The sequence below is a fragment of the Actinomadura sp. NPDC047616 genome (assembly GCF_040642915.1).
In the GTDB taxonomy this organism is placed as follows: Bacteria; Actinomycetota; Actinomycetes; order Streptosporangiales; family Streptosporangiaceae; genus Spirillospora; species Spirillospora miaoliensis.
Genome location: NZ_JBEYTB010000007.1, coordinates 393,769 through 419,887, shown reverse-complemented (window position 1 = coordinate 419,887; position 26,119 = coordinate 393,769). Strand labels below are relative to the sequence as shown.

22 protein-coding genes are annotated in these 26,119 nt (G+C 72.0%); 13 read left to right on the top strand and 9 right to left on the bottom strand.

The genetic code is table 11. From position 1 onward, the window contains the following. Positions 1–150: 150 nt before the first annotated feature. Entirely contained in the window at positions 151–1,548 is a 1,398-nt protein-coding gene (locus tag ABZ801_RS19710) for an MFS transporter (protein ID WP_360699479.1), read from the top strand. After that, positions 1,545–2,768 (top strand): FAD-dependent monooxygenase, encoded by a 1,224-nt coding sequence (locus ABZ801_RS19705; protein ID WP_360699477.1) that lies wholly within the window; start codon positions 1,545–1,547, stop codon positions 2,766–2,768. The genes ABZ801_RS19710 and ABZ801_RS19705 overlap by 4 nt, the downstream gene beginning before the upstream one ends. Positions 2,769–2,915: 147 nt before the next feature. Here the strand turns inward: ABZ801_RS19705 and ABZ801_RS19700 are convergent, their stop codons facing one another. Together ABZ801_RS19700 and ABZ801_RS19695 are read right to left on the bottom strand one after the other, a co-directional pair. Next, on the bottom strand, positions 2,916–3,608 hold the full coding sequence (locus ABZ801_RS19700) for a response regulator transcription factor (protein ID WP_360699475.1): 693 nt from the start codon (positions 3,606–3,608) through the stop codon (positions 2,916–2,918). Beyond that, positions 3,605–4,870, bottom strand: coding sequence for a histidine kinase (locus tag ABZ801_RS19695; RefSeq protein WP_360699473.1), 1,266 nt, complete (start codon positions 4,868–4,870; stop codon positions 3,605–3,607). Before ABZ801_RS19695 ends, ABZ801_RS19700 begins: the two co-directional genes overlap by 4 nt. Before the next feature lie 486 nt (positions 4,871–5,356). Here ABZ801_RS19695 and ABZ801_RS19690 point away from each other — a divergent pair, with 486 nt between their 5' ends. Together ABZ801_RS19690 and ABZ801_RS19685 are read left to right on the top strand one after the other, a co-directional pair. Further along, positions 5,357–7,126, top strand: a complete 1,770-nt coding sequence (locus ABZ801_RS19690) for a rhamnogalacturonan lyase (RefSeq protein ID WP_360699541.1) — start codon at positions 5,357–5,359, stop codon at positions 7,124–7,126. Between the two features lie 26 nt (positions 7,127–7,152). Further along, positions 7,153–8,136: a right-handed parallel beta-helix repeat-containing protein gene (locus ABZ801_RS19685; RefSeq protein WP_360699471.1), complete on the top strand. Its 984-nt coding sequence runs from the start codon at positions 7,153–7,155 to the stop codon at positions 8,134–8,136. 88 nt (positions 8,137–8,224) lie between these two features. Here ABZ801_RS19685 and ABZ801_RS19680 read toward each other — a convergent pair whose 3' ends face one another. Continuing rightward, positions 8,225–9,013 (bottom strand): oxidoreductase, encoded by a 789-nt coding sequence (locus tag ABZ801_RS19680; RefSeq protein WP_360699469.1) that lies wholly within the window; start codon positions 9,011–9,013, stop codon positions 8,225–8,227. 101 nt (positions 9,014–9,114) lie between these two features. On the opposite strand from ABZ801_RS19680, the gene ABZ801_RS19675 reads away from it, so the two are divergent. After that, positions 9,115–9,693: a helix-turn-helix domain-containing protein gene (locus tag ABZ801_RS19675; RefSeq protein WP_360699467.1), complete on the top strand. Its 579-nt coding sequence runs from the start codon at positions 9,115–9,117 to the stop codon at positions 9,691–9,693. Between the two features lie 23 nt (positions 9,694–9,716). Continuing rightward, positions 9,717–10,559, top strand: a complete 843-nt coding sequence (locus tag ABZ801_RS19670) for an aminoglycoside phosphotransferase family protein (RefSeq protein WP_360699465.1) — start codon at positions 9,717–9,719, stop codon at positions 10,557–10,559. On the opposite strand, the gene ABZ801_RS19665 is transcribed toward ABZ801_RS19670, so the two are convergent. From ABZ801_RS19665 to ABZ801_RS19655, 3 genes are all read right to left on the bottom strand, one after another. Continuing rightward, positions 10,548–11,510 carry a LysR family transcriptional regulator gene (locus tag ABZ801_RS19665; protein ID WP_360699463.1) on the bottom strand — a complete coding sequence of 321 codons (963 nt, stop codon included), beginning with the start codon at positions 11,508–11,510 and terminating at the stop codon, positions 10,548–10,550. The genes ABZ801_RS19670 and ABZ801_RS19665 overlap by 12 nt on opposite strands. Positions 11,511–11,584: 74 nt before the next feature. Then, a complete protein-coding gene (locus ABZ801_RS19660) occupies positions 11,585–13,288 on the bottom strand; it encodes a glycoside hydrolase family 6 protein (protein ID WP_360699461.1) in 1,704 nt (567 codons plus the stop codon). Between the two features lie 234 nt (positions 13,289–13,522). Then, positions 13,523–14,350 carry a hypothetical protein gene (locus ABZ801_RS19655; protein ID WP_360699459.1) on the bottom strand — a complete coding sequence of 276 codons (828 nt, stop codon included), beginning with the start codon at positions 14,348–14,350 and terminating at the stop codon, positions 13,523–13,525. Positions 14,351–14,735: 385 nt separating this feature from the next. On the opposite strand from ABZ801_RS19655, the gene ABZ801_RS19650 reads away from it, so the two are divergent. Then, positions 14,736–15,782 carry a LacI family DNA-binding transcriptional regulator gene (locus ABZ801_RS19650; RefSeq protein WP_344956475.1) on the top strand — a complete coding sequence of 349 codons (1,047 nt, stop codon included), beginning with the start codon at positions 14,736–14,738 and terminating at the stop codon, positions 15,780–15,782. Between the two features lie 156 nt (positions 15,783–15,938). After that, positions 15,939–18,875, top strand: a complete 2,937-nt coding sequence (locus tag ABZ801_RS19645) for a glycoside hydrolase family 48 protein (RefSeq protein WP_360699457.1) — start codon at positions 15,939–15,941, stop codon at positions 18,873–18,875. 131 nt (positions 18,876–19,006) lie between these two features. On the opposite strand, the gene ABZ801_RS19640 is transcribed toward ABZ801_RS19645, so the two are convergent. Both ABZ801_RS19640 and ABZ801_RS19635 read right to left on the bottom strand, forming a co-directional pair. After that, the gene (locus ABZ801_RS19640) at positions 19,007–19,438 is read right to left on the bottom strand and encodes a pyridoxamine 5'-phosphate oxidase family protein (RefSeq protein WP_344956479.1); all 432 of its coding nucleotides are present in this window, start codon (positions 19,436–19,438) and stop codon (positions 19,007–19,009) included. A 91-nt stretch (positions 19,439–19,529) separates the two neighbouring features. Then, positions 19,530–20,291: a GntR family transcriptional regulator gene (locus ABZ801_RS19635; RefSeq protein WP_344956481.1), complete on the bottom strand. Its 762-nt coding sequence runs from the start codon at positions 20,289–20,291 to the stop codon at positions 19,530–19,532. A 164-nt stretch (positions 20,292–20,455) separates the two neighbouring features. On the opposite strand from ABZ801_RS19635, the gene ABZ801_RS19630 reads away from it, so the two are divergent. The 5 genes from ABZ801_RS19630 (at position 20,456) to ABZ801_RS19610 (ending at position 23,702) form a co-directional block, all read left to right on the top strand. After that, positions 20,456–21,688 carry an NRAMP family divalent metal transporter gene (locus ABZ801_RS19630; RefSeq protein ID WP_344956483.1) on the top strand — a complete coding sequence of 411 codons (1,233 nt, stop codon included), beginning with the start codon at positions 20,456–20,458 and terminating at the stop codon, positions 21,686–21,688. Continuing rightward, the gene (locus ABZ801_RS19625; protein WP_360699454.1) at positions 21,679–21,921 is read left to right on the top strand and encodes a carboxyltransferase domain-containing protein; all 243 of its coding nucleotides are present in this window, start codon (positions 21,679–21,681) and stop codon (positions 21,919–21,921) included. Before ABZ801_RS19630 ends, ABZ801_RS19625 begins: the two co-directional genes overlap by 10 nt. Then, positions 21,918–22,700, top strand: a complete 783-nt coding sequence (locus ABZ801_RS19620; RefSeq protein ID WP_360699452.1) for a putative hydro-lyase — start codon at positions 21,918–21,920, stop codon at positions 22,698–22,700. The genes ABZ801_RS19625 and ABZ801_RS19620 overlap by 4 nt, the downstream gene beginning before the upstream one ends. Positions 22,701–22,954: 254 nt before the next feature. Beyond that, positions 22,955–23,302: an RNHCP domain-containing protein gene (locus tag ABZ801_RS19615; RefSeq protein WP_360699450.1), complete on the top strand. Its 348-nt coding sequence runs from the start codon at positions 22,955–22,957 to the stop codon at positions 23,300–23,302. Between the two features lies 1 nt (position 23,303). Then, positions 23,304–23,702 (top strand): RNHCP domain-containing protein, encoded by a 399-nt coding sequence (locus tag ABZ801_RS19610; protein WP_360699448.1) that lies wholly within the window; start codon positions 23,304–23,306, stop codon positions 23,700–23,702. 57 nt (positions 23,703–23,759) lie between these two features. Here the strand turns inward: ABZ801_RS19610 and ABZ801_RS19605 are convergent, their stop codons facing one another. Then, a complete protein-coding gene (locus ABZ801_RS19605) occupies positions 23,760–26,078 on the bottom strand; it encodes a xyloglucanase (protein ID WP_360699446.1) in 2,319 nt (772 codons plus the stop codon). Positions 26,079–26,119: the final 41 nt, after the last annotated feature.

The window sequence follows — 26,119 nt, the reverse complement described above, 5'->3', positions numbered from 1 at the left end:
GATCTAGACGGTGGCGGGGGACGATGCCCGGCGGGGGTGCCGGAGGGGAGTGTGGGAGGCGCGTGAATCTCGCGCTGCGCCACGAGAGGGCAGCGCACGCATCAAGCAGGTCCACGCGCTTGCTGGCAACCTCCGATGAAAAGGACATGCATGTCCGAAACTGTGCTCTCCCCTCCGGTCCGCATCGGGAGACCGTCGATCGGCGTCCTCGGCATCCTGGCACTCGCCCTCGGCGCCCTGCAGTCGGTGGTGGAGCCCGCGCTCCCGCTGCTGCAACGTGAGCTGGGGGTCGGTCCCGCCGAAGGGGCATTGGTCGCCAACACGCTGCTCATCACCGGCGCGGTCGTCACACCCATCGCAGGCAAACTCGGCGACCGCTACGGCGGAAAGCGGGTGCTCGTCCGGCTGATGGCCGTGGTCTCGGCCGGTGGTCTGCTGGCCGGGCTGGCGCCGAACCTGCCGGTGCTGCTGCTCGGTCAGGTATTGCAGGGCGTCATGGTGGGTGCGCTGCCCCTCTCGTTCATCCTGGTGCGCAAACACCTCCCGCCCGGACGGTCACAGGTGGCGATCGGGCTGGTCATGGCGCTGTTCACGGGCGGCGGCATGGTGGGAACGCTGGTCGCCGGGCCGATCGCGGAAAGACTGTCGTGGCATTGGATGTTCGCGCTGCCGACGATCGCGATCATCGCGACCACGGTGGCCGTGACCCGGCTGATGCCGCATGACCCACCGATCCCATCGGACGACAGGATCGACTGGCCCGGCGTGGTCCTGCTGAGCGGCACGCTGCTCGCGGTCATGCTCGGGCTCGTGACGGTGACGAGCGCCGACCTGCCGCCATACGCGGTCGGGGCCATCGCGGTGGTCGTGGCCGCCCTCGCGACCGGATGGGTGGCCGTCGAGCGCCGGGCGGCCTCGCCGATGGTCGATCTGCGGATGCTGGCGAAGCCCGCGATGTGGAGTGCGAGCGTGCTCACCTTCGTCATCACCACGAGTTTCGGGATGGTGGTCTTTCTGATCCCGCAGATGTTCGCGGTGTCGGCCGACGGATACGGCTTCGGAATCAGCACCACCGACATCGGGCTGTTCCTGATGCCCGGTGCCGTCGCCGGGGCGGTGAGCGATTCGGTCGGCGGGATCGCGGTGCGGCGGTTCGGGCCGCGGGCCGTGGTCATCGTGGGCTCCGTCGTCACGGCGGCCACGATGATCGCCCTGGCGTCGCTGCACACCGCGGCATGGCAGCTCGCCCTCGCGAAGGTCCTGACCGCGTTCGCCGCGGGCGTCGGCACCACGGCGTTGCTCGCCGGCACCGCCACCGCCGTCGAGGCCAGGGAGACCGGCATCGCCACCAGCCTGCTCGTGGTGACACGCGTGATCGGCGTCGCCCTGGGCGTCCAGATCGGCGGCGCGATCCTCGCCGCCGGGGCCGACCCGATGACGGGCCGGCCGGCCGAATCGGCCTTCGTCACGGGTTTCACAGTCGCCGGCCTCGTCGCCGCACTGTCACTGCTCGTTGTTCGTGTCGCGAAGAAAGGAACCCAGAAATGACACCCACCGGTCTGCCGATGACGGTGAGCACCACCGCCGAGCGCGAAGTTCTGATCTCCGGGGCCGGTATCTCCGGACCCGCGCTGGCGTACTGGCTGCACCGGTCCGGATTCGCGGTCACAGTGGTGGAGAAGGCAGGCGCACTGCGCGACGGCGGTTATCCGATCGACGTCCGCGGTACCGCGATAGAGGTGGTCCGGCGGATGGGGATACTGCCGCGACTGCGGGACGCGCACATCGACTCGCGTCGCTGCACTTTCCTCGACGCCGAGGGCGGTGTAGTGGCCTCGCTCAACCCGCACGCCGTTGCCGGCAGTGTCGAGGGACAGGACCTCGAGGTGCGTCGTGGGGATCTGGCCGCGATCCTCTACGCGAAGGTCCGCGACGACGTGGAATTCCTGTTCAACGACTCCATCGACACCCTCGACCAGTCGGAACGAGGGGTCGACGTCACTTTCCACAGTGGGCGACGGCGCACGTTCGACCTGGTGGTCGGCGCCGACGGTATGCACTCACATACCCGGGAGTCCCTGTTCGGCCCCGAAGAACAGTTCCACCGCTACCTCGGGTACTGCTTCGCCATATTCACCATGCCGAACACCTTCGGGCTCTCCCACGAGCTCATGTTGTGGAACACCCCGGGGAAAGCCGCGGCCCTCTACGCCGTCGGGGACAATGACGAACTGCACGCCTTCCTTAACTTCCACCAACCAGAACCGCCGTTCGATGCCCTCCGGGACCCCGACGCCCAGCGGGACCTGGTCGCCACGACCTTCGAAGGCGCGGGATGGGAGATTTCCCGCATGGTCAACGCCATGCGCGACGCGGACGACCTGTTCGTCGACATGGCCGGTCAGATCCGCATGCCCCACTGGTCCCGCGGCCGCGTCGCGCTCGTCGGCGACGCCGCGTACGCGCCCTCGTTCCTCACCGGACAAGGCTCGAGCCTTGCTCTGGTCGGCGCCTACATGCTCGCCAACGCCCTGGCCGCGAACCGGGACCACACCGCGGCCTTCGCCGCCTACGAACGCGACGTCCGCGGGTTCGTGGCCATGAATCAGGCACTGGTCGACAACGGTGAGGCCACACTCTTCCCCACCACGGCGCGGGCCCTGGAGCAACGCAACACCATGCTGCGTGACCTCGTCACCATGCCCTCCGCGACGGCACGACCGGCCCATTCGGCCCTTACGCTGCCCGAATTCGCCCCGGCGCCCTGACCTGATACGGCTGCCGGCTCAGCTCGGGCGGTGCGTACGCTCCGCCGGTCGAGAGGACACGGCCCACGGGCGGTCGCCAGGCGGCGGTTCTCCGAGCCTGGCGGCCGTCCGGGGCCGCGGCCTCGTCCAGCCGAAGGGCCGATCGGACTACGACAGCCGGTCGGTGCCGCCGTCGGGGGCGGCGCGGGCCAGGCCCGTCCGGTAGGCGATGACGACGAGTTGCGCCCGGTCGCGGGCCTCCAGCTTCGTCATGGCGCGCTGCACGTGGGCGCGGACGGTGAAGGGGCTGAGGAACATCCGCTCGGCGATCTCCTGGTTGGACAGACCGGTCGCGACCAGAGCCACCATCTCGCGTTCGCGCGGGGTGAGCAGGGCGAGCTGTTCGTGGTGCTGCGCCGGGGCGCCGTCCGGAGTGGCCAGGAAACGGGCGACCAGGGAGCGGGTCGCGGCGGGGGACAGGAGAGTGTCGCCGTTGGCGATCGTACGCACGGCGTCCAGCAGGTCCTCGGCTCCGATGCCCTTGCCGATGAAGCCGCTGGCCCCCGCGCGCAGCGCCTGGGCGACGTACTCGTCGGTCTCGTACGTGGTGAGGATCAGGATGCGGCTGGCACGCAGTTCCGGGTCCGCGCAGATCTCCGCCGTGGCGGTGAGACCGTCCACCTCGGGCATACGGATGTCCATGATCACCACGTCCGGGCGCAGCTCCCGGGTGAGCCGCACCGCCTCCCCGCCGTCGGCGGCCTCGCCGACCACGGTGATGTCGTCGGCGGAGTCGAGAAGCAGCCGGAAGGCGCCGCGCAGCAGGGCCTGGTCGTCGGCGAGCAGCACCCGGAGCGTCACGGCGCCCCCCCGGCCTCACCGTCGCCCGTCCGTCCGTCGACGGTCGTTGCTCCGTCAGTCGTCCGCGTCGTGTCCTTGGCGGGCCGGAGGGGCAGCTGGGCGGAGACGAGGAAGCCGCCCTCCGGGCGCCTGCCCGCGGAGAGGTGCCCCCCGACCGCGGTGGCACGTTCACGCATCCCGATCAGACCGTAACCGGGCGGACGGTCCGGCACCGTGGACGCACCCGGTCCGCCCCCTCCGTCGTCGGCGACGGTGATGGTCACGCGGTCGCGGTTCCAGACGAGGCGCACCCGGGCGCTACCGGTACCGGCGTGTTTGGTCACGTTGGTCAGGGCCTCCTGGACGATGCGGTAGGCGGTGAGGTCCACTCCCGGCGGCAGCGGCCTGGCCGTGCCCTCCTGGTGCACCGACACCTCCAGACCCGCGCGGCGGAAGGACTCGAGGAGCGTGGGAAGCCGGGACAGCCCGGGCGCCGGTTCGGCGGGCGCGGCCGCGTCCCCGGACTGACGCAGCAGACCGACCGTGGCCCGCAGTTCGTCGAGCGCGTTGCCGGTGGTCTCGACGAGCTCCTTCAGGCTCTTGCGGGCCTGCTCCGGGCGGGTGTCGAAGAGGTGGACGGCGACCGTGGCCTGCGCGTTGGCCAGGGTGATCTGATGGGCCACGAGGTCGTGCAGTTCCCGGGCGATGCGCACCCGTTCCTCGGCCACCCTCCGGCGCGCCTCACTGTCCCGGCTCTCCTCGGCCCGCTGGGCCCGCTCCTCCACGGCCGCCAGGTAGGCCCGCCGGTTCTGCGTCGAGTGACCGAGGATGCCGGCCACCAGCGGGAACGCCGCCACCGCTCCCATCCTGCTCGCGTCCCGCCACGAGAGGGCCTCGAACAAGGGGATGGAGGCGACCAGCAGCGTCGCGGAGGCGAGCGACACCGCGCTCGCCACGCGCCCTTCGGTGCGCACGGCGAGCGAGTAGGCGCTGATCACGGCGGGGGCCACGATGAGCGGGGTCAGCACGAGGCCCAGGAGCGGCACCAGCATGCCGATCGCGGTCGTGGCCGCCATGACGGCCAGGGGCGCCCGGTGCCGCACCGGCAGCACGGCACAGGACACCACGGCGACGAGGTAGGCGGCGGCAGACGGCGGTGCCAGCGTGTCGTCGACCTGCACCACCCCGCCGAGCAGACAGACCACGAACGCCGTCGCCGTGATCGCTCCCTCCCGCCACCACGTGCCGCGTGGTCGCGGGCCACCGCCACCCGCTTTCGTCATCGCCGGCTCAGTGCCGTCGCGGGCCGCCGGGGAGCTGCGGCACCGTTGCGTCCGGCTCGGTCGCGGCGGCCGGGACAAGCCTGCTCAGTTTCTCGCCCTCGATATCCACTTTCGGCAGCACACGGTTCAGGATACGAGGCAGCCCCCGGCCCGGTGGCCGAGCAGCCGCCGCCACCACACGTCCGAATGGCTTTCCCGCGGTCGCGCATGTCCCGTGACAGGCGGGGCGCGTCTCGAAAAGTTTTCGGGCGTATTGGCAGGTCGTCGGGGTGGGCGTGAAAGAAGTGTGAAAGCGGCGAGGCCGCGCGGGGGTGGGGGGACTACGGTCGGGAAAGCCCTTTCCGAAAGGGTGGTGCGAACGCCGCCCGGGGCCACCGCAAGGGAGGAGCCGTGACTCGTCCACCCCGCGGACGTTACGCCCGCAGCCGCGTCGCCACCCCGCTGACATCGGTCGCCCTGGCCGCCGCCGCGGTCGCCGCCACCGCCGTGGCGGTGCCCGGCGAGCCCGCGATCCACCTCGACAGACGTGCCGCCGTGGCGCGGCAGGTGGAGGATCTCGACCGGGGGCTGATCAGCGTCCGGTCCGGTAACGGGAACTACGTCGGGTGGCGGCTGCTCGGCACCGACCCGGCGGAGACCACGTTCAACCTGTACCGCGGCTCCGCGCGGATCGCGTCGGTCACCGGCTCGACCAACTACTACGACGCGGGCGCCGCCGCCGACGCGACCTACACGGTGCGGCCGGTGGTGAACGGGGCCGAGGGGGCGGCGTCCGAGGCGTCGCTGCGGTTCGGCGACGGTTATCTCGACGTGCCGATCCAGCCGCCCTCGTCCGCCTACAGCGCCAACGACGCCAGCGTGGGCGACCTGGACGGCGACGGGCGGCAGGAGATCGTGCTCAAGTGGGACCCCGCCAACGCCAAGGACAACTCCCAGTCCGGTGTCACCGACCCGGTCTACATCGACGCCTACCGCCTCAACGGCACCCGCCTGTGGCGGGTCAACCTGGGCCGCAACATCCGGGCGGGCGCGCACTACACCCAGTTCCAGGTGTACGACTACGACGGCGACGGCAGGGCCGAGGTGGCGATGAAGACCGCCGACGGCACCGTGGACGGCACCGGCCGCGTCATCGGCGACGCGTCCGCCGACCACCGCAACTCCAGCGGCTACATCCTGACCGGGCCCGAGTACCTCACCATGTTCAACGGGCAGACCGGCGCGGCCATGCAGACCGTCGACTACGTCCCGCCGCGCGGCAGCGTCGCGTCGTGGGGCGACTCGTACGGCAACCGCGTGGACCGCTTCCTGGCGGGCACCGCCTACCTGGACGGCTCCCGGCCCAGCCTCATCATGGCCCGCGGCTACTACACCCGAACGGTCATCGCCGCCTGGGACTGGCGCGACGGGCGCTTCACCCGCCGCTGGACGTTCGACACCAACAGCTCCACCAACGCGGGCAAGGGCTACGACGGCCAGGGCAACCACGCGCTCACCGTCGGGGACGTCGACGGCGACGGCCGCGACGAGATCGTCTACGGCGCGATGGCGGTCGACGACAACGGCAACGGCCTGTGGACCACCAGGAACGGCCACGGCGACGCCGCCCACCTGGGCGACTTCGACCCGGCGCGTCCGGGCCTGGAGTACTTCAAGGTCGACGAGGACTCCGCCAAGCCCTCCTCCTGGTACGCCGACGCACGCACCGGCCAGATCCTCTGGTCGACGCCCGCGTGCTGCGACAACGGCCGCGGCGTCGCCGGCGACATCTGGAACGGGCGGGTCGGCGCGGAGTTCTGGTCGGCCTCCGACGCGAACCTGCGCAGCGTCACCGGCAACAACGCCGGGCGCAAGCCCTCGTCGATCAACTTCCTGGTGTGGTGGGACGCCGACCCGGTGCGCGAGCTGCTGGACGGCACCCACGTCGACAAGTACGGCCCCAACGGCGACACCCGCCTGCTCACCGGGTCGGGCGTGGCGTCCAACAACGGCACCAAGTCCACCCCGGCGCTGTCCGGCGACCTGCTCGGCGACTGGCGCGAGGAGGTCGTCTGGCGCACCAGCGACAACACGCGGCTGCGGATCCACACCACCCGGGACGTCACCGACCGCAAGATCTACACCCTGCAGCACGACACGCAGTACCGCGTCGCGCTGGCCTGGCAGAACACCGCCTACAACCAGCCGCCCCACCCCAGTTTCTTCATCGGCGACCGCATGTCCGCCCCTGCTCAGCCGTCGGTCTACGTCCGCTGAGCATCCCGCCACGAGGAGGAATCCCCATGAGAAGGACCGTGCTCGGACTCGCCGCCGCATCCGTCGTCGCCTCGGGCGTCACCGTGGCCGCCGGCTCCTACGGCTCGGCCGAGGCCCAACTGAACGCCGGTCCCGTCGCCGCCGCCGCGGAGAACAGCCCCGTCGGCTACGCGGCCCAGAACGGCGGCACCACCGGCGGCGCCGGCGGCACCACGGTGACGGTCAGCAACGCCTCGCAGTTCCTGCAGTACGCCAAGGCGTCCGGCCGGTACGTCATCCAGGTGAACGGCACCATCTCGCTGTCTGGCATGCAGGACGTGGCCTCCGACAAGACGATCGTCGGTGTGGGCACCAACGGCCGCATCACCGGCGGCGGCCTGGACATCGACGGCGTCCGCAACGTCATCATCCGCAACCTGACCTTCACCGGCGCCGGCGACGACGCCATCAACCTGCAGGACGGCTCGACCAACGTGTGGATCGACCACAACGACCTGTCGGGCGCCAATGACGGCCTGCTCGACATCAAGCGCGGCTCGGACTTCGTCACCGTGTCGTGGAACCGCTTCCACGACCACGACAAGACCTCGCTGGTCGGCCACTCCGACGACAACGCCTCCCAGGACCGGGGCCACCTGCGGGTCACCTACGTGCACAACTGGTTCCAGGGCACCAACCAGCGCCACCCGCGCGTGCGCTTCGCCAACCCGGTGCACGTGCTGAACAACTACTACAGCAACATCGGCAGTTACGGCGCCGCGTCCACCATGGGCGCGGGCGTGTTCGTCGAGGGGAACTACTTCGAGAACGTCCGCCGTCCCACCTCCATCCAGGAGGGCGACTCCGACGAGGGCAACATCCGCGAGGCCGGCAACCACTTCGTGAACTCGGGTGCGATCGTCACCCGCAACCCCGGTTCGGTGGCGGCGATCCCGTACTCCTACACCCGTGAGAACGCGGCCAACGTCAAGGCCACGGTCACGGCGGGCGCCGGCGTCGGCAAGATCTGATCCCCGTCCTGATCCACGTCCGGGAACGCCCCCTCGCCGTCGCGGCGAGGGGGCGCGGTCATGTCCGGGGCGTGCGACGCCGGCCGGGTCAGGCGGTCTTGCGGGCGCCGCCGTCGATGGCCACGTCGGCGCCGGCGATGCTCGCCGCCAGCGGCGAGGCGAGGTAGGCGATGAGCGCGCCGACCTCCCCGGGTTCGGTGATCCTGCCGGTGGTCATGCCCATGACCTGTGGCATCCCGGCCACGAGTTGCTCGCGTTCCATCCCGTACGCCTTGGCGAGCTCGGCGCCGTAGCCGTCCGGCGACTCCCACATGGCGGTGCGCACCGGGCCGGGGGAGACGGTGGCGACGCGCACCCCCTGCGGCCCGAACTCCTCGTCCAGCGCCTTGCCGAACGCCGTCAGCGCCGCCTTCGCCGTCGTGTACGGCATCGGCCCGGTGTGCGGCAGGCGCGCGCCGACGGACGAGACGTTGACGATGACGCCGCGCCGACGCAGCAGGCTCGGCAGCGCGGCCCGGGTCGCCCGCACCGCCGCGAACAGGTTCAGCTCGAAGGTGGCCTGCCAGAGGTCATCGTCCAGGTCGAGGAAGCCCGCGGTCATGCCGCTGCCGCCGTCGCCGCCGCCGACGTTGTTGACCAGCAGGTCCAGGTCGCCCAGCTCGTCCAGCGCCCGCTCGATCAGCCGCCGCGGCCCGTCCGGGGTGGACAGGTCGACGGTGACGGTGATCGCGTCGGTCTTCTCCAGCTCGGGTGTGACGGTGCGCGCGGCGGCCACCACCCGCATGCCCTCCTCGGTCAGCCGCTCGACCGTGGCCAGGCCGATCCCCTTGCTCGCGCCGGTGACCACCGCGGTCCTGCCGTCCAGCCGCAAATCCATGACTCGCTCCCATCCGCATCACTGAAGACGCCATCACCGTAGAACTTGCAACACTGATGATGCAAGTCGGGTCGCAACGGCCACGCGCTAGTCTTGGTCGCGTGACGTCACAGCACCTTCGCAAGCCGCTGCGCGCCGACGCCGAGCGGACCGTGCGGGCGATCCTGGAGGCGGCCGAGCGGGTGCTGTCCGCCGACCCCGCGGCGACCATGGAGCAGATCGCCGAGGCCGCCGGGGTCGCCCGCACCACCGTGCACCGGCGCTTCGCCACCCGCGAGGCGCTGATCGAGGCGCTCACCGCGTGGGCCACCGAGCAGTTCGCCGCAGCCGTCGAGATCTCCGACACGGCGCCGCCGCTGGTCGTGCTGCACCGGGTCACCGCCAGCGTGCTGCGCGTCAAGCTCGACTGGAACTACGCGATGGCCCGGGCCGCCGCCTCGGCCAACCCCGAGATCGCCCGCGTGCACGCCGACGTGATCGACCGCTGCGACCGCTTCTTCCGGCGCGCCCGCGCCGAGGGCCTGCTGCGCGCCGACGTCGACCTGGAGTGGGCCCGCCGCTGCTACTACGCGCTCATCGGCGAGGTGACCCACGGCGGCACCGCCCCCGACGGCGACATCGACGCCCTCGCCACCCGGATCGTCGACACCCTCCTGCACGGCCTCGGCGCACCCCGCTGACCGGAAACGACACAATGGGCGGCGTGGACGTTCGTGACGTGCTGGGCGAGCACCTGCCCGGATATCCGGTCGAATCGGTGGCGGCGCTCGGCGAGGGCGAGGACAACGTCGCCTACGAGGTCAACGGCGAGCTGATCGTGCGGTTCGCCAAGGACGACGACCCGGAGAGCCGGGCCGGGAAGGTGCGGCGGGAGGCCGCGCTGCTCGGCTTCGTCGCCGGGATCTCACCGCTGCCCGTTCCCGAGCCGAAATTCGTCGCCGCGGAACTGGGATGCCTGGCGTACGCCAAACTCCCCGGCGTTCCATTGATCAACGTGGAAAGGCCGGCAGCGGCCGTCGCGGAAGTGCTCGGTGAATTCCTGCGCGCCCTGCACGACGTGCCGGTGAGCCGGGTGTCGGAATTCGCCGAGGTGGACGACGAGCCGACGGACATATGGCTGCAGGAGGCCGCGGAGACGTACGCGGAACTCGTCGAGGAAGTGCCCGAGGAGCACCGTCCGGGCGTGGAGAGGTTCCTGGCGGCGCCGCCCCCCGAAGGCGGCACGGATCTGGTGTTCTCCCACAACGACCTGGGCATCGAGCACGTGCTCGCCGACGGGGCGCGCGTGACCGGCGTCATTGACTGGAGCGACGCGGCGATCACCGACCCGGCCGTCGACTTCGGCAAGCTGTACCGGGACCTCGGGCCCGAGGCGCTCGACGCGGCGCTGCGCGGGTACGGAAGCGGCGAGCCCGCGGAGCGCGCGGTGTTCTACGCCCGGTGCGGGGTCCTGGAGGACATGGCGTTCGGGATCGAGACCGGCGACGAGAAGTACCTGCGCAAAAGTCTGCACGCGCTCGAATGGCTGTTCCCGTCACGCGTGTAGCGGGGCGCCGCCGGACTCCCGCAGGGCGGCGCGGGCGGCCTGGCGCAGGGCCGCGACGGCGGGACGGTCGCCGTTCTCGGGCAGCCACGCCAGCGCGCTCGTCCACGGCGGCAGGTCGGTCACGTCGACGTACGACACGCCCGGCCGCGGATACATCTCGCGGGCCAGGGACGGGACGAACCCGATGCCCTCGCCCAGCGCGACCAGCGACAGCAGGGACTCCAGGTCGGTGACGCGGTGGGAGGTGCGGCGGACGGGCCCGCCTTCGGGCCGCGGATCGGCCGACCAGTAGTCCCGGCACACCCTGGGCACGCCGGGGGACAGGCCGACGACGGGGCGGTCGGCCAGATCCGCCAGCGACACCGCGTCCTTGCCGGCCAGCGGGTCGTCGGAGGGCATCGCCGCGCACCGCGGCCCGGTGGCCAGCGGCAGCGCGCGGATCCCGGCGGGCACCGGCAGGAACACCAGCGCCGCGTCGACCTCCCCCTTCAGCACCGCCTGCGGCGACTCGGCGAACCCCGTCCGCAGCACGCGGATGTCCAGGCCGGGAAGCCGCTCGCGCAGCCCGTTCAGCACCGCCGGTACGGGCGGCACCGCGGTGACCGCCTCCGACGCGCCGATGACCGCGCGTCCGGCGGCGGCGTCCCGGTGCCGTTCGGCGGCCTGCCGCAGCTCGTCGAACGCGGTGAGCACCGCGCGGGCGTAGGGCACCAGCTCGGCGCCCGCGCGGGTGAGGGACACCCGCCGCGTCGTCCGCTCGACCAGCGGCACGCCCAGCCGGCGCTCCAGCGCGCTGATCTGCTGGGAGAAGGCGCCCTGCGACATGAAGACCCGCTGGGCGGAGCGGCGGAAGTGCAGCTCCTCGGCGAGCGTGAGGAACAGGTGGAGCTGGTGCGCGCTCGGCGCGTTCTGCCGTCCGGCGATCGGTGCGTCGGCCCCCCGGTCGCTCATACGACGACCGTATCAACGGACGGAAGGGCCCGACGCGGGGGACGCGTCGGGCCCTTGGTCATGCGCTCACCGGGTCAGGGGAGCGGCGGGTAGGCGTTGCGCATCAGTTCCTGGAACTGGGCGGAGAACCAGTGCCCGGACAGGGGCGCGTCGGGCAGCGCGCCGGACATGTTGTTGTTGTTGCGCGGGTTGCCGGTGTACGTGGGGTCGCACATCCGGTCGAAGCCCTTGCCCTCGTCGTTGGGGATCTCCTTGCTGGCGCCGTCGGACTCGCCCGGCGGCTTCATCCACACGTAGGCGTCGATGCCGGCCACCGGGGCGGCCTTCGGGCGCTCGCCGAGGCCGGCGCCCTTCTGGTTGCACCAGTTGCCCAGGTGGATGCGGCGGTCCAGGCGTCCGCCGTCGACGTAGGCGTCCACGCTGGTCTGCGGGCCCGGTCCGGTCGGGCGGGCGGAGCCGCCCCAGCCGTTGCGGGAGGTGTCGATCAGCATGCCGATGCCGCTGTCGAAGCCGGCCTGGATGAGCCGCTGCCGCATGGCCAGGGCGTAGGACTGCTCGTCGGTGTAGCGGTTCCAGTCCACCCACTTGGACTCGCGCACCGACTTGCCGGCGATGTTGTCGTTGATGGAGAAGTAGGGCTCGGTCGTCGCGCCGTAGTTGGCGGTGTTGGTGATGAATCCGTGCACGTTCGACATCGCGCCCGAGTCGCGGCCGACCTGGGCGAGCAGGTCGGCGGTCGGGCCGAAGTTGTCGTCCCAGCCGATCCAGCCGTGGTGGCCGATGTCGATGTAGTTGTAGACGTTCGGAATGGCGCCGAGCGTCTTCAGGGCGTAGGCGATGCCCTTCTGGTAGTTGCCGTTGGCCTTCATCGTGTCGCAGTTGGCGGTGGCGGTCGGCCGCGGCGACACGTTGGTGATCAGGTTGGGCAGCGAGTCGATCTCGACGACCGTGACGATCCGCAGATTGGCGTACTTGGGATCCTTGAAGATCGCCGCGATCGGGTCGATGAACTCGGTCTGGTAGGTGGCCAGGTCGTTGGGCCCCAGCTCGCCGTTGGACGCCAGCGCGGAGCAGTCACGGCCGGGCAGGTTGTAGACGACGACCTGGATGACGTTGGCGCCCTGCTGCAGCGCGGTGTCGAGGTGGGCGCGCAGGCCGCGGGCGCCGGAGGTGCCGGCGATCGCGGCCCGGCGGTCCATCCACACGCCGGTGGGCTGGTTGGAGATGCGGTTGCCGCCGGGCTCGGCGTTGGCCTTGGCCGCCCAGTCGGGGTTGACGTAGACCTTGGCGCCCGCGTACGGGTTGTCGACGCGGCTGCCGGCCGGCGGGTCGGTGGGCGGATCCGTCGGCGGGTCGGTCGGGGTGGTGGTGCCGGTGCAGGTGGTGCCGTTCAGCTTGAACGTGGTCGGGATCGCGTTGGTGCCCGAGTAGGTCGCCTGGAAGCCGGGCGTGACCGTGGCGCCGGTCGCCAGCGCGGCGTTGTAGGAGGCGTTCTTCAGCGTGGCGTGCTGCCCGGACTGGGTGTAGGAGCTGTTCCAGCTGCCGGTGATCCGCTGGTCGCCGGAGAAGTCCCACTCCAGCGTCCAGTTGCTCAGCGCGTCGCCCAGGTTGGTGATCGCCACGTTCGCGGTGAAGCCGGTGCCCCACTGGTTGACCGTGTAGCTCACCTTGCAGCCCGCGGCGGCGGCCGCCTGGGTGTTGGCCACGGCGACCGCACCGGAGGCCAGCAGCAGCGCTGCGGCTCCGGAGGCGACGCCGCGGCGCGCGATCCTTCTCATCGGGGTCCTCCTCGGGGGTGGGGGATGGGCGGACAGGGGCGGGTCATCGGTGTTCGGCAACCTTTCTGGGTGGGTGGGACGACAGAGAGTCAAAGGCCACGGCCGCCGCCGGCCGTCCGTAGTGGGAGCGACGCGGCTCGGGTGGACGCTGGCCTGGCGGTCCGCCCGGCGCGCCCGGGCGGGCCGCCGAGCGCGGTGCGCGCGGCCCGGTCCCCGGACCGGTCGCGGGCGCCGTCACCTGGTCCCCTCGGGAGGGGAGGTGAGGATCTGCGCGGCCGTCGGCTCGGCGACCTGGGGCCGGGCGCCGAACGCCGACAGCTCGACCGTTCCCTGGACGGTCTTGGCCTGGGACGCCTTCTTCCCCGACGTCCCGCCGGACCCGGCCCCGGCCTGCCCTCCGGCGGGCAGGGTGAGCCGCACCCGGCCGGGCCGTCCGGCGTCGTCGGTCCACAGGTCGAAGCCGGTCCGGGACGGCAGCAGCCGCACGAACTCCTTCAGCGCCGGGTCGGGGCTCGCCTTGAGCGCCGCGTCCCGGTCGATCTCGCCCCGCACGTGCCAGATGCCGCCCGGCGTGCCGGACGCGGCGGGACGCGTCGCGGCGCGCAGGACCATCGCGACGCGGTGCGGGTCGGAGAACCCGGCGAAGGTGCGGGTGCCGCGGGCCGCGCGCAGCCAGCTGCGGCCGGTCCGGCGCTGCAGCGCGGGCGGCAGCGAGACGTACTCGGTGCCGTCGATCGACAGCACGGTGGCGCGGGCGTCCCTGAGGACGCCGTCCATGCGGCCCGCGGGCCGCCGCGCGTCCCACACGCCGGTCATGTCCATCCGGTGGGCGGGACGGCCGTCGCCGCCGGGCATGGCGACCCGCATGGTGAGCCGGAACGACGCCGAGCCCTCCAGGTTGCCGGTGCCGGCGGCCAGCAGCGTGGCCGCGTCGTGCGGGAAGCGCGCCGCGGCCGCGCCGTGCCGGCCGTGGTGCCGGTGGCCGTCGCCGCCGGCGCAGGCGGCGACGAGCGCCAGCGCGACCGCCGACGCCCCGGCCAGCGCCGCGAGCGCCTTCAGCACGCGGCCCCTCGCGGGGCCCGTCGCGGGGCTCGTCGCCCGTGCCCGCATCCGACCTCCTCGTCCGATTGATGGGAGCGCTCCCACACTCTCGATTTCGAGGCCGAACCTAAACCGGCCGCGGCGCGGCGAGAAGCGTTCTTCCACGTTCTTTCACGGTTTTCACGTCGTCCCCGAACGGGTGTGCGGTGCGTTTTCGCTGATCAACACCGATTCGCGGGGCGGTCATCGTGATCGGGGAACGGCCCGAAACCGGGCCTTAACCTGATTGCCACATTTCTCTTGACAGCGCTGACCGGCGAACGGATTCTTGGGAGCGCTCCCACTACACCCCCCGCCCCTCCCGGCCGCCACCCCCGCGGGCCGGGAACCCGAAGGGAGTGCACGCGTGACGATCACCGAACCGTCCGCCGGTCCGGCCTGTCCCCCGGCCGACGGCCGAACCCCGACCCTGGCCCACGTCGCCGAGCTCGCCGGTGTCTCCCCGGCCACCGCCTCCCGCGTGCTCAGCGGCTCCACCCGGGTCAGCCGCACCGCGCGCATGCAGGTCGAGGAGGCGGTGCAGCGGCTCGGCTACGTGCGCCGCCGCCCCGCCTCCCGTGAGCCCCGCACCTCCGGCGCCGTCGCCGCGGTGTTCTGCGAGGACAGCGCCCGCGTCTTCGCCGACCCGTTCTTCGCCCGGGTGCTGTGGGGCGTCAAACGCGAGCTGGACGGCCGCGCCCCGCTGGTGATCCTCATGGCCGGACGGCCGGAGGAGTGGCGCACCACCGCCGAGTACCTGCGCGGCGGGCACGCCGCCGGGGTGCTGCTGATCAGCTCGCACCGGGACCACCCGGCGGCGCTGGTGCACGCCGCCGCCGGGGCCCCGGTGGTGCTGGCCGGGCGGCCGCTCAGCGACGTGCCGCTGCCGTACGTGGACGCCGACAACCGCGGCGGCGCCCGCGCGGCCGTGCGGCACCTGGCCGCCTCCGGGCGGCGCGCGGTGGCCACCATCGCGGGGCCGTCCGACATGGCCGCGGGCGTGGACCGGCTCGCCGGGTACCGGGCCGCCGCCGAGGAGGCGGGCCTGGACGTCACCGGCCTGATCGGCCGCGGCGACTTCGGCCAGCTGTCCGGCGAGCACGCCATGAACCGGCTGCTGGACCGCCGTCCCGACCTGGACGCCGTGCTGTGCGCGTCCGACCCGATGGCGGTGGGCGCGCTGCGGGCGCTGCGCCGCGCCGGCCGCCGGGTGCCCGACGACGTCGCGGTCGTCGGGTTCGACGACGCCCCGATCGCCCAGCGCGTGCGGCCCCGGCTCACCACCGTCCGCCAGCCGATCGAGGACCTCGGCGCCCGCATCGTGCGCGAGCTGCGCGCATGCATGGGCGGCAAGGGCCTGACCGACCGCGGCGTCGTGCTCAAGACCAAGCTGATCGTCCGAGATTCCGCCTAGCGGGGGGACGCCCCGCCGTCCCCGCCCGGGCCCGGCGGAGCCCGCCCCACCGGCGCCGGAGAGGCGCCCGACCGACCCCGCTCACCCCGAGTGCGCACGCCGCCGGCGCTTCCACCGCGCCGGCGGCGGGCTCCGCCCTGCCCGAAAGGAAACCCTGTGAGACGACGATTGCGATGGCGCGACCGAAGGCGCTCGTTCACCGCGGTGAGCGCGGCGCTGGTGCTGCTCGGCGGCCTGTTCACCGCCGTGGCGGCACCGGCGCAGGCCGCCGCGGGCTGCAAGGTGGTCTACAAGAAGAACGACTGGGGCAACGGCTTCACCGCCAGCCTCGACATCACCAACACCGGTGACGCCCTGTCCGGCTGGGAGCTGACGTACTCCTACGGCGGCAACCAGCGGCTGACCAACGGCTGGAACGGCACCTGGTCCCAGACCGGGCAGCAGGTCAGCGTGAAGAACGCCGGGTGGAACGGCGCGCTGGCGTCCGGCGCGACGGTCAACGTGGGCGCGCAGTTCACCTACTCCGGCGGCAACGCCGACCCGACCGCGTTCTTCCTCAACGGCACCCGCTGCAACGACACGGCCGCCGCGCCGACCGTCACGCTGACCAGTCCTGCCGCCGGCGCCACCTACTCGGTGGGCGCCGCCGTGCCGCTGGCGGCCACCGCCACGGCCGGGACCGGTGCCACGGTCAGCAAGGTCGAGTTCTACAGCCAGGACGGCCTGCTGGCGGCCGGTGACACCACCGCGCCGTACACGCTGAACTGGACGCCGACCCAGGCGGGCAACTACTCGCTCTACGCCAAGGTCACCGACAGCACCGGCGCGACCGCCGAGTCGGCACCGGTCGGGATCACGGTGACCGAGGAGGCGAGCATCGTCGCCAGCCCGACCACGCTCACGGTCACGCAGGGCGGCAAGGTCACCTACGGTGTCAAGCTGTCCAAGGCGCCGGCGTCCAACGTCACGGTCAGCACGGCCCGCACGTCCGGCAACACCGCGCTGACCGTCAGCGCCGGAGGCCAGCTCACCTTCACCCCGCAGAACTGGTCCACCGCGCAGAACGTGGAGATCAGCGCCGCCGCGAGCGGCACCGGCACGGCCACGTTCACCTCGACGGCCACCGGCTACGCCGCGGCCCGGGTCACCGTCGCCCAGGCCGACACCAGCGGCGGTGTCTACCAGCAGCGGTTCCTCGACCAGTACAACAAGATCAAGGACCCGGCGAACGGGTACTTCAGCCCCGAGGGCATCCCGTACCACTCGGTGGAGACCTTCATGGTGGAGGCCCCCGACCACGGGCACGAGACGACCTCCGAGGCGTACAGCTACCTGATCTGGCTGGAGGCCATGTACGGCAAGGTGACCCAGAACTGGGCGCCGTTCAACGCCTCGTGGGCGTTGATGGAGAAGTACATGATCCCCACCCACGCCGACCAGCCGACCAACTCCTTCTACCAGGCGAACAAGCCCGCCACCTACGCGCCGGAGCACTCCGACCCCAGCAACTACCCGTCCCAACTGGACGGCAACATCCCGGTCGGGCAGGACCCGATCGCCGGTGAGCTGAAGTCGGCGTACGGCACCGACGACATCTACGGCATGCACTGGCTGCAGGACGTGGACAACGTCTACGGCTACGGCAACACCCCGGGCGGCGGCTGCGAGAACGGACCGTCCGCCGACGGCCCGTCCTACATCAACACCTACCAGCGCGGCTCGCAGGAGTCGGTGTTCGAGACGATCCCGCAGCCCACCTGCGACGCGTTCAAGTACGGCGGTACCAACGGCTACCTGGACCTGTTCACCAAGGACGCCGGCTACGCCAAGCAGTGGAAGTTCACCAACGCCCCCGACGCCGACGCGCGCGCGGTCCAGGCCGCGTACTGGGCCGACGTGTGGGCCAAGGCGCAGAACAAGGGCGCCGACGTGTCCGCCACGGTGGCCAAGGCCGGGAAGCTGGGCGACTACCTGCGGTACTCGTTCTTCGACAAGTACTTCAAGAAGATCGGCAACTGCTACCCGGCGTCGTCCTGCCCGGCCGGCTCCGGCAAGGACAGCTCGCACTACCTGCTGTCGTGGTACTACGCCTGGGGCGGCGCGCTGGACACCAGCGCGGGCTGGGCCTGGCGCATCGGCGACGGCGCGTCCCACTTCGGCTACCAGAACCCGATGGCGGCCTACGCCCTGGTCAACAACTCGGCCCTGGCGCCCAAGGGCGCGACGGCCAAGACGGACTGGTCGACCAGCCTCACCCGGCAGATGCAGCTGTACAAGTGGCTGCAGTCGGCCGAGGGCGGCATCGCCGGAGGCGTGACCAACAGCTGGGACGGCAGCTACAGCACCCCGCCGTCCGGCCTGACCAAGTTCTTCGGGATGGCCTACGACTGGCAGCCCGTCTACCACGACCCGCCCAGCAACCAGTGGTTCGGGTTCCAGGCGTGGTCGATGGAGCGCGTCGCCGAGTACTACTACGCCACCGGCAGCGCCGACGCCAAGACCATCATGGACAAGTGGGTCGCCTGGGTGCTGGACAACACCACGGTCAACGCGTCGACCGGCGAGTACCAGATTCCCTCCACGCTGCGCTGGGAGGGACAGCCGGACGCCAACTGGTCCAGCACCAGCGGCATGCCGCCCGCCAACACCGGGCTGCACGTCACCGTCGTCGACCACACCCAGGACGTCGGCGTGACCGCCGCGCTGGCCAGGACGCTGACCTACTACGCGGCCAAGGCGAACCACGCGCAGGCCAAGCAGACCGCCAAGAACCTGCTGGACGCGCTGTGGCGGCACCAGGACGCCAAGGGCGTGTCGGTGCCGGAGACCAAGGCCGACTACAAGCGCGTCACCGACCCGGTGTACGTGCCCCCGGGCTGGACCGGCAAGATGCCCAACGGCGACCCGATCAACTCCAGCTCCACGTTCATGTCCATCCGGTCGTTCTACAAGAACGACCCCGACTACCAGCGCGTGTGGGCGTACGCCACGGGCGCCAGCTCCACGGCGCCGGTGTTCAACTACCACCGCTTCTGGGCCCAGGCCGACGTGGCGATGGCGATGGCCGACTACGGCAGCCTGTTCAACGAGTGACGCCCTGAACCACCCGAGGGAATGACGGGCGGGGGCCGCGCGGCCCCCGCCCGTCGCGTCGCGTCCGGCGCTCGATGCGGCTCGGCGGCCGAGGCTGCTCGGTGGCCGAGGCGGTTCGGTGGTGACGCGGCTCAGTGGTGGATGCGGCGGCCGCTGATCTCCGACGGGACCATGCGGATGTGCGCGCCGCGCTCGCCGCCCGGCCACGGCTCCACGGGCGCGGCGGTCACGCACTCGTCGTCCGACAGCTGCCGGGCGCCCCCGCGCAGCATCACGCTCCAGCCTTCGTGCCGCACCTCGTCGATCCGGTCGACCTCGAAGGCGATCCGCACCTGCGCGCCCTTCAACGCGGTGCGCAGCGCCTGGCTGAGACGGCCGGTCAGGTCGGTGCGGAACACCACCGTGCCGTCGTCGACGACGTAGTTCACCGGGATCACGGCGGGCCCCTCGCCGTCGTTGAAGGCGACCCGGCCGACGCCGCCCGGCGCGATCAGCCGCAGGCACTCCTCGCGGTCCAGCTCCTCCAGGACGGCCCCGCCGCCCCCGCCCGTTGCCGTGTTCATGGATCTCCCCAGATTTGCGCGATCGCGTGGTACGAGATCCAGCCTTCCCACGTTGGGGCCGCTCCACCCCCCGGCGGCGGGGGGCGCCGGCTCAGCCGGCGGTGGACCGGTCGGCGGCCTCGTAGGCCTGCAGCAACTGGGCCTCGGCGTCGTCGAGGTAGGCGCGCAGCTCGCGTTCGGCCGCCTCGATCCGCCCGTGCGTGATCAGCTCGGTGAGCAGCCGGTTGCGCCGCAGGTAGGGCTCGTGGAACTCGCGGGGCGAGACCATCTCGTGGAAGGCCAGGCGCAGCTCGGTCAGCGTGCGGTACAGCATCTCGTCCACCCGGCGGCTGCCGACCAGCGCGCCGACGGCCTCGTGGAAGCGGATGTCGGCGGCGCCGACCTCGGGCCAGCGGCCCTGTTCGGCGGCCCGCTCGCCCCGCGACACCGCTGCGTCCAGGCGGGCGAGGGCCTCGGGCGCGGCCGCGGGGGCGGCCCGCACGCCCTCGCACTCCAGGATCCGCCGCACCAGGTACAGGTCGGTGACGTCGCCCGGGGTGACGCGGCGCACGAACACGCCCCGGTTGAACTGGTACACCAGCAGCCGTTCCTCGACGAGCATCCGGAACGCCTCGCGCAGGGTGTTGCGGGACACGTCGGCGGCCTTCTGCAGCTTGCCCTCGGGCAGCCGCTCCCCGGGCTTGAGCAGGCCGTCGATGATCTGTTCGCGCAGCAGCCCGGCGACGCGGGCGGCGGTGCTGGAACGGGCGAGGTCCGCGCGCGCCGCCTCGATGTTGGCGATCCATCCGCCGTCCCGTGCCCGGTCCCCGCCGCGGCCCTCCGCCTGCTCCCCGACCTGCTCCCGCACGGGCATCGCGCTCCCTTCCCCGGACGAAACATCGCCGTGACCGACCCGAAACCATGCACGGCCAGGGTAGCCCGGACGTGGTGAATTGAAGGATACGAGGATTAGGGGATTGCTCGATTGTTGAACAATCCGTACGCTGCGGGAAAGTCGGATCGTCGCAAGGGGAAGCCATGACGGACCCGAGCACCACACGGTCGCCGAACGCTCCCGTCTCCCGGGCGCCGGCGCGCGGCGCGCTCGTCGGCGCCATGTTCCTGATGGCCACCAGCGCCATCGGTCCGGGGTTCATCACCCAGACCACCACCTTCACCGCCCAGCTCGGCGCCGCCTTCGCCTTCGCGATCCTGGTGTCGGTGCTGGTCGACATCGCGATCCAGCTGAACGTCTGGCGCGTCGTCGGCGTGTCCGGACGGCGCGCCCAGGACCTGGCCAACGACGTCGCCCCCGGCGCCGGATACCTGCTGGCCGCGCTGGACGTCTTCGGCGGCCTGGTGTTCAACATCGGCAACGTGGCCGGATGCGCGCTCGGCCTGAACGCGCTGTTCGGCCTGGACGTCAAGATCGGCGGGGCGGTGTCGGCGGCGCTGGCCGTGGCCATCTTCCTGATCCGCCGCGCCGGGGTCGCCATGGACCGGATCGTGGTGGTGCTGGGCGCCGTCATGATCCTCATGACGCTGTACGTCGCGGTGGTGTCCGGGCCGCCGCTGGGCGACGCGCTGCGGCAGACCGTGCTGCCCGAGGAGGTCCGGTTCCTGACGATCACCACGCTGATCGGCGGCACCGTCGGCGGCTACATCGTCTACGCGGGCGCGCACCGCATGATCGAGTCCGGGCTGAGCGGCCCCGAGAACATCCGCGGCATCACCCGCAGCTCGATCACCGGCATCCTGATCACCGCGCTGATGCGGACCCTGCTGTTCCTGGCCGTGCTCGGGGTCGTGGCGGGCGGCGCGAAGCTCGCCGCCGACAACCCGGCCGCGTCGGCCTTCGAGCACGCCGCCGGGGACACCGGCATGCGGGTCTTCGGCGTGATCATGTGGTCGGCCGCCATCACCTCGGTCATCGGCGCCTCCTACACCTCGGTGTCGTTCCTGGTGTCCTTCGCGCCGTGGATCGAACGCAACCGCAGCCGCCTGGTGGTCGCGTTCATCGTCGTGTCCACGCTGATCTACCTGGCCCTCGGCAAGACCCCGGTGACGCTGCTGATCCTGGCGGGCGCGCTGAATGGCCTGATCCTGCCGGTGGGGCTGGGCGTGCTGCTGTGGGCGGCGGCCCGCCGCCGCGACCTGCTCGGCGGCTACCGCTACCCGGCCTGGCTGCTGGCCCTCGGCGCCGTGGCCTGGGTCCTCACCCTCTACCTGGGCTACAACTCCCTGACCGGGATCGCCGACCTGTGGAGCTGACCGCCCGGATTCGGGTACCTGACCGGGGGAGACCCGCGGCCGCGCATCCCCCGCCGCACCACCCCCGCCCCCGCGTGCCCGCGGGGGCGGTCGGGCCGGCCGGGCCGTTCAGCGGCCTCTGCCCCATGGAGGCGCCGGGCGGCCGGCGGCTCATAGGACGTACCGATCCGACCCTTCTGCCCGGCGCGCTGCGGCCGGGTGTGCAGGTCCACTTCACACGGAGGCACCGATGAAGGATTCGGCCATGCTGACGCCCGACGAGGCCCGCGCCCTGTTCCGGGGCGGCCTGCGCACCCCCACCGCGGGCTGGTGCGCGGGCTGGACGCAGGCCAACCTCATCGCCGTCCCTCGCGAGCACGCCTACGACTTCCTGCTGTTCGCCCAGCGCAACCCCAAGCCGTGCCCCGTGCTGGACGTGACCGAGCCGGGGGAGACCTCCTGCGCGCTGTTCCGCGGCGACCTGCGCACCGACCTGCCCGCCTACGTCGTCTACCGGGACGGCGAGCCGGTGGCCGAGGTGACCGACGCGTCCGAGGCGTGGCGCGACGACCTGGTGGCCTTCCTGATCGGCTGCAGCTTCACCTTCGAGGACGCGCTGCTGGCCGCCGGGGTGCCCGTCCGGCACATCGAGCAGGGCCGCAACGTCCCCATGTACCGGACGAACCGCCCGTGCCGCCCGGCCGGGGCCATCGGCGGCCCGCTGGTGGTGTCGATGCGTCCCGTCCCGGCGAACCAGGTCGCCGACGCCGTCCGGGTGACCTCGCGGTACCCGGCCGTGCACGGCGCGCCCGTCCACGTCGGCGACCCCGCCGCCCTGGGCATCACCGACCTGGACGCCCCCGACTTCGGCGACGCGGTGGACGTGCGTCCCGGCGAGGTCCCCGTCTTCTGGGCCTGCGGGGTCACCCCGCAGGCGGCCGTGATGGTCTCCAAGCCCCCGCTCGCGATCGGCCACGCCCCCGGACACATGGCCGTCACCGACGCCCGCGACTCCGACTTCCTCGCCCCCTGACCGCCGGAGCGCCCGCCCGGAAAATCGTTCGCGATGTGCCGGAGGCGGCCGCTAACCTCGGCTCCGTCCCGTCCGACCAGACTTCGCGCAGGTGATTTTTGACGACCCGGCCGGCGCCGAGCGCGCCTCTCCACCGTCGCTGACGAGCACGATCCACGCTCCGGCGAGGCCGCTCGGCGCTTCCTTGCTGTCATGTGCCCCACCGTTCTCCGACGGACCCGGGGTCCGTCGGCGTTCCGGCAAGGAGTTTCCGGGTGTCCACCCTCAGAACCGATACCTTCACCTGCGTGCGCTGCGGCCTGACCGTGTCCGCGTTCGCGCCCGACGGCGCACGCCGCAACCACTGCCCGAGCTGCCTGCACTCGCTGCACGTCCTCGACCACGCCGAGGGCGGGCCGTCCGAGTGCCGGTCCCGCATGGCGCCGATCGCCATCGCGGTGCTGCGCGAGGGCGACTGGATGCTCATCCACCGGTGCGCCGGGTGCGGAGAGCTGACGTCCAACCCCGTGCGGCAGGACGACAACCAGCTCATCCTCATGCGGATGGCCGTGCGGCCGCTGGCCGAACCGCCGTTCCCGCTCGAACCGTTCGGCGGGCTGTGACATGCCGCGCCGCAAACCGAAGCGGCCGGACGGGCGGCGGCAGGGCCGCTCCGGGTCGTTCCGCTCCGGGTCGTTCCGCTGCGTGGGCTGCCGCCTGGACGTGCCGCTGTCCGCGCCGGGCACCGCGCACCGCAACCACTGCCCGCACTGCCTGACCAGCCTGCACGTCGACGACCGGATCCCCGGCGACCGGCGCGCGGGCTGCGGCGGGCGGATGGCGGCGCTCAGCGTCACGGCCCGCCGGGACGGCGAGTGGATGATCATCCACGAGTGCCTGGCGTGCGGACGGCTCAGCGCCAACCGCATCGCCGGTGACGACAACGCCCTCGCCCTGATCCGCATGGCCGTCCGGCCGCTGGCCGACACGCGCCTGCCCATCAGCACCCTCCTGGCGCTGTAACGGCCCGGCGCCGCCCCCGGTCCAGCGCGGCCGGGGGCGGCGCCGGGCCGCCGTGGATCAGCCGGAGGTGTCGCCGTAGACGATGCCGCGGCCGTTGGTGCCCAGGTAGACGCGGCCGTAGACGCGCGGGTCGCCGGTCAGTGCCTCGCCCATGTTCCCGTACTGGTGCTGGTCGTCGTTGACGCGGACCCAGGTCGCGCCGGTGTCGTCGGAGCGGAAGACGCCCGTGACGCCGCCGACCGTCCCGACCAGGTACAGGGCCTGGTACGAGCGGCCGGGCGCGGCCTTGCCGAAGCCGACGTTCACGGCCTTGGTCACCGCCGAGACCTTGGTGAACGAGGCGCCCGAGTCGGTGGAGTGGAACAGACCGCCGTCACCCGCCAGCCAGATGTCGCCTTCGCGGCCGGGGACGGCCTTGAACTTCGCCGACGACGGCAGCCCGGACGCGGCGGTGGCGGTGAACGACTGGCCGCCGTTGGTGCTCACGTAGAAGCGGCCGCCCGAGAACGCGTAGAACTTCTGCGGGTTGACGCGGTCGGACTCGACCGTCGCGTTGGCGGGCACGCCCGACGACTGCGACCACGAGTTGCCGAACCCGACCGAGTACACCACCGGCTGGCCGCTGTCGCCCGGCGCCCACACGAACCGGCTGCCGTCGGCGGCCGCCGCGACCGTGCCGCCGTTGTTGATCCCACCGGGCTCCGAGGCCTGCCACCAGTTCGCGCCGCCGTCGGTGGAGAAGGCGACATGGGAGTCGTTCGGCCGCTCGGAGTCGGTGAAGTTGCCCGCCCGCACCATCACCGACGGGTTGTTCTCGGCGTAGTCCAGGCTGGTGGTGCTGGTGAAGGACGGCCGCACGAACATCGTCGACGGGACGGTGCCCAGGTTGTCGTGCCGGAAGCCGCCGATGTCGCCGAGGGCGCTGACCAGCGGCGCCCCGGACGGCGGGCTGGCCAGGTCCAGGACGGCGGTCTCCTCCAGCCCCGCCACCATGGGCCGGATGGTGAACTGGCCGCCGGAGTCCCACTGGGTCAGGTCCTCGGTGCCGTAGACGGTGGCGCCCGTCCCGTACATCATCCGGTTCGAGTTGAACGGGTCGATCTCCACCGACTCGGTCATCCAGCCGAGCTTCGGCGTGACCTCGGGCGGCGACGGGTTGGTGCCGAACGTCAGCCACGGCACGGACGAGATGTCCATCCGGTAGCGGAAGCTGCGGTTGGGGTAGCTCGTCCAGTCCCAGATCCGCGTCCAGGTCTGTCCGCCGTCGGTGCTGCGGAAGAAGATGACGTCCGGCCACCAGGAGATCTGCGTGGCGACCATGAGGGTGCCGGGGCGCTGCCGGTCGACGGTCAGGCCGCTGTAGCCGAAGTAGGCGTCCGAGCTGGTCGACGGGACGGGGCTGATGCGGGTCCACGCCGACGTCCGGGTGTCGAGCTTCCACACGTCGCCCTTGCCGCCGCTGTAGGGGCCCGCGGTGTCGGACGTGGCGATGTAGAGGGCGTGGCCGGCCGTGTCCAGCACTCCCTTGTGCGCGATGTAGCCGGTCGGCTGCCCGGGGACGCGCTGCCAGGTGGCGCCCGCGTCGGTGCTGCGGTAGACGGTGTTGTCCTTGTCGGCCACGCCGGCGTAGATGGTGCGGGTGGGGCTGCCGGACGTGCCGGTGCTCTCGTCGAACGTCACCCACACCACGCCGGGCCGGTGGCTGCCGTACCCGTTGGGGTCGGACGGGTCGTCGCTGTAGTTGCCGGGGTTGGGGAAGCTCGACACCTTCGACCAGGTCACGCCCCGGTCGGTGCTGCGCCACAGCCCGTTGCCCTCGGGGGCGCCGAGGTAGAGCACGCGGTTGTCGTTGGGGTCGACGACGAGCCGTTCGCCCATGCCGCGTCCGGGCATGTTGCCGCCGAGCTTGAACGGCAGTCGCGTGACCTGCCAGGTGGTGCCCCGGTCGGACGAGCGCAGGACGGCGCCGTTGTCGGGGTCCCAGCTGTTGGTGTACATCCCGGCGGCGACGTAGACGCGGCCGGCGTCCACGGGGTCGGCGGCCAGGCTGACCACGCCGTTGTAGCCCCACCGGTCCCAGCCGACCCAGTCCAGCAGCGGGATCCAGCGCCGGGACGACTGGTCCCAGCGGTAGGCGCCGCCGATGTCGGTCCGGGCGTAGATCAGGTTGCGCTCCTTGCGGCTGAAGACGATCCCCGGGACGAACCCGCCGCCCGCGATCTGCACGTTCCGCCACGTGTAGGTCTCGGCGGCGGCCGTCGCGGGGAGGGCGACGGCGGGGGCGGGGACGGCCAGCGGCGCGGCGCTCAGCGCGAGCGCGGCCAGCAGTGTCACCGTGCGGCGGGGGCTGCGGGGTTTGCGACGGTCTCCTCGCATCGGGGGGCCTCCTCGTGACGCGGTTGCCCCCGGAGGGTGGT

Bases quoted from the DNA above. Each gene is read 5' to 3' on its own strand.
- ABZ801_RS19695 (WP_360699473.1), bottom strand. From the start codon at position 4,870: ATGACGAAAGCGGGTGGCGGTGGCCCGCGACCACGCGGCACGTGGTGG.
- ABZ801_RS19640 (WP_344956479.1), bottom strand. From the start codon at position 19,438: ATGAACACGGCAACGGGCGGGGGCGGCGGGGCCGTCCTGGAGGAGCTG.
- ABZ801_RS19710 (WP_360699479.1), top strand. From the start codon at position 151: ATGTCCGAAACTGTGCTCTCCCCTCCGGTCCGCATCGGGAGACCGTCG.
- ABZ801_RS19605 (WP_360699446.1), bottom strand. From the start codon at position 26,078: ATGCGAGGAGACCGTCGCAAACCCCGCAGCCCCCGCCGCACGGTGACA.
- ABZ801_RS19620 (WP_360699452.1), top strand. From the start codon at position 21,918: ATGAAGGATTCGGCCATGCTGACGCCCGACGAGGCCCGCGCCCTGTTC.
- ABZ801_RS19610 (WP_360699448.1), top strand. From the start codon at position 23,304: ATGCCGCGCCGCAAACCGAAGCGGCCGGACGGGCGGCGGCAGGGCCGC.
- ABZ801_RS19630 (WP_344956483.1), top strand. From the start codon at position 20,456: ATGACGGACCCGAGCACCACACGGTCGCCGAACGCTCCCGTCTCCCGG.
- ABZ801_RS19635 (WP_344956481.1), bottom strand. From the start codon at position 20,291: ATGCCCGTGCGGGAGCAGGTCGGGGAGCAGGCGGAGGGCCGCGGCGGG.
- ABZ801_RS19705 (WP_360699477.1), top strand. From the start codon at position 1,545: ATGACACCCACCGGTCTGCCGATGACGGTGAGCACCACCGCCGAGCGC.
- ABZ801_RS19680 (WP_360699469.1), bottom strand. From the start codon at position 9,013: ATGGATTTGCGGCTGGACGGCAGGACCGCGGTGGTCACCGGCGCGAGC.
- ABZ801_RS19665 (WP_360699463.1), bottom strand. From the start codon at position 11,510: ATGAGCGACCGGGGGGCCGACGCACCGATCGCCGGACGGCAGAACGCG.
- ABZ801_RS19660 (WP_360699461.1), bottom strand. From the start codon at position 13,288: ATGAGAAGGATCGCGCGCCGCGGCGTCGCCTCCGGAGCCGCAGCGCTG.
- ABZ801_RS19685 (WP_360699471.1), top strand. From the start codon at position 7,153: ATGAGAAGGACCGTGCTCGGACTCGCCGCCGCATCCGTCGTCGCCTCG.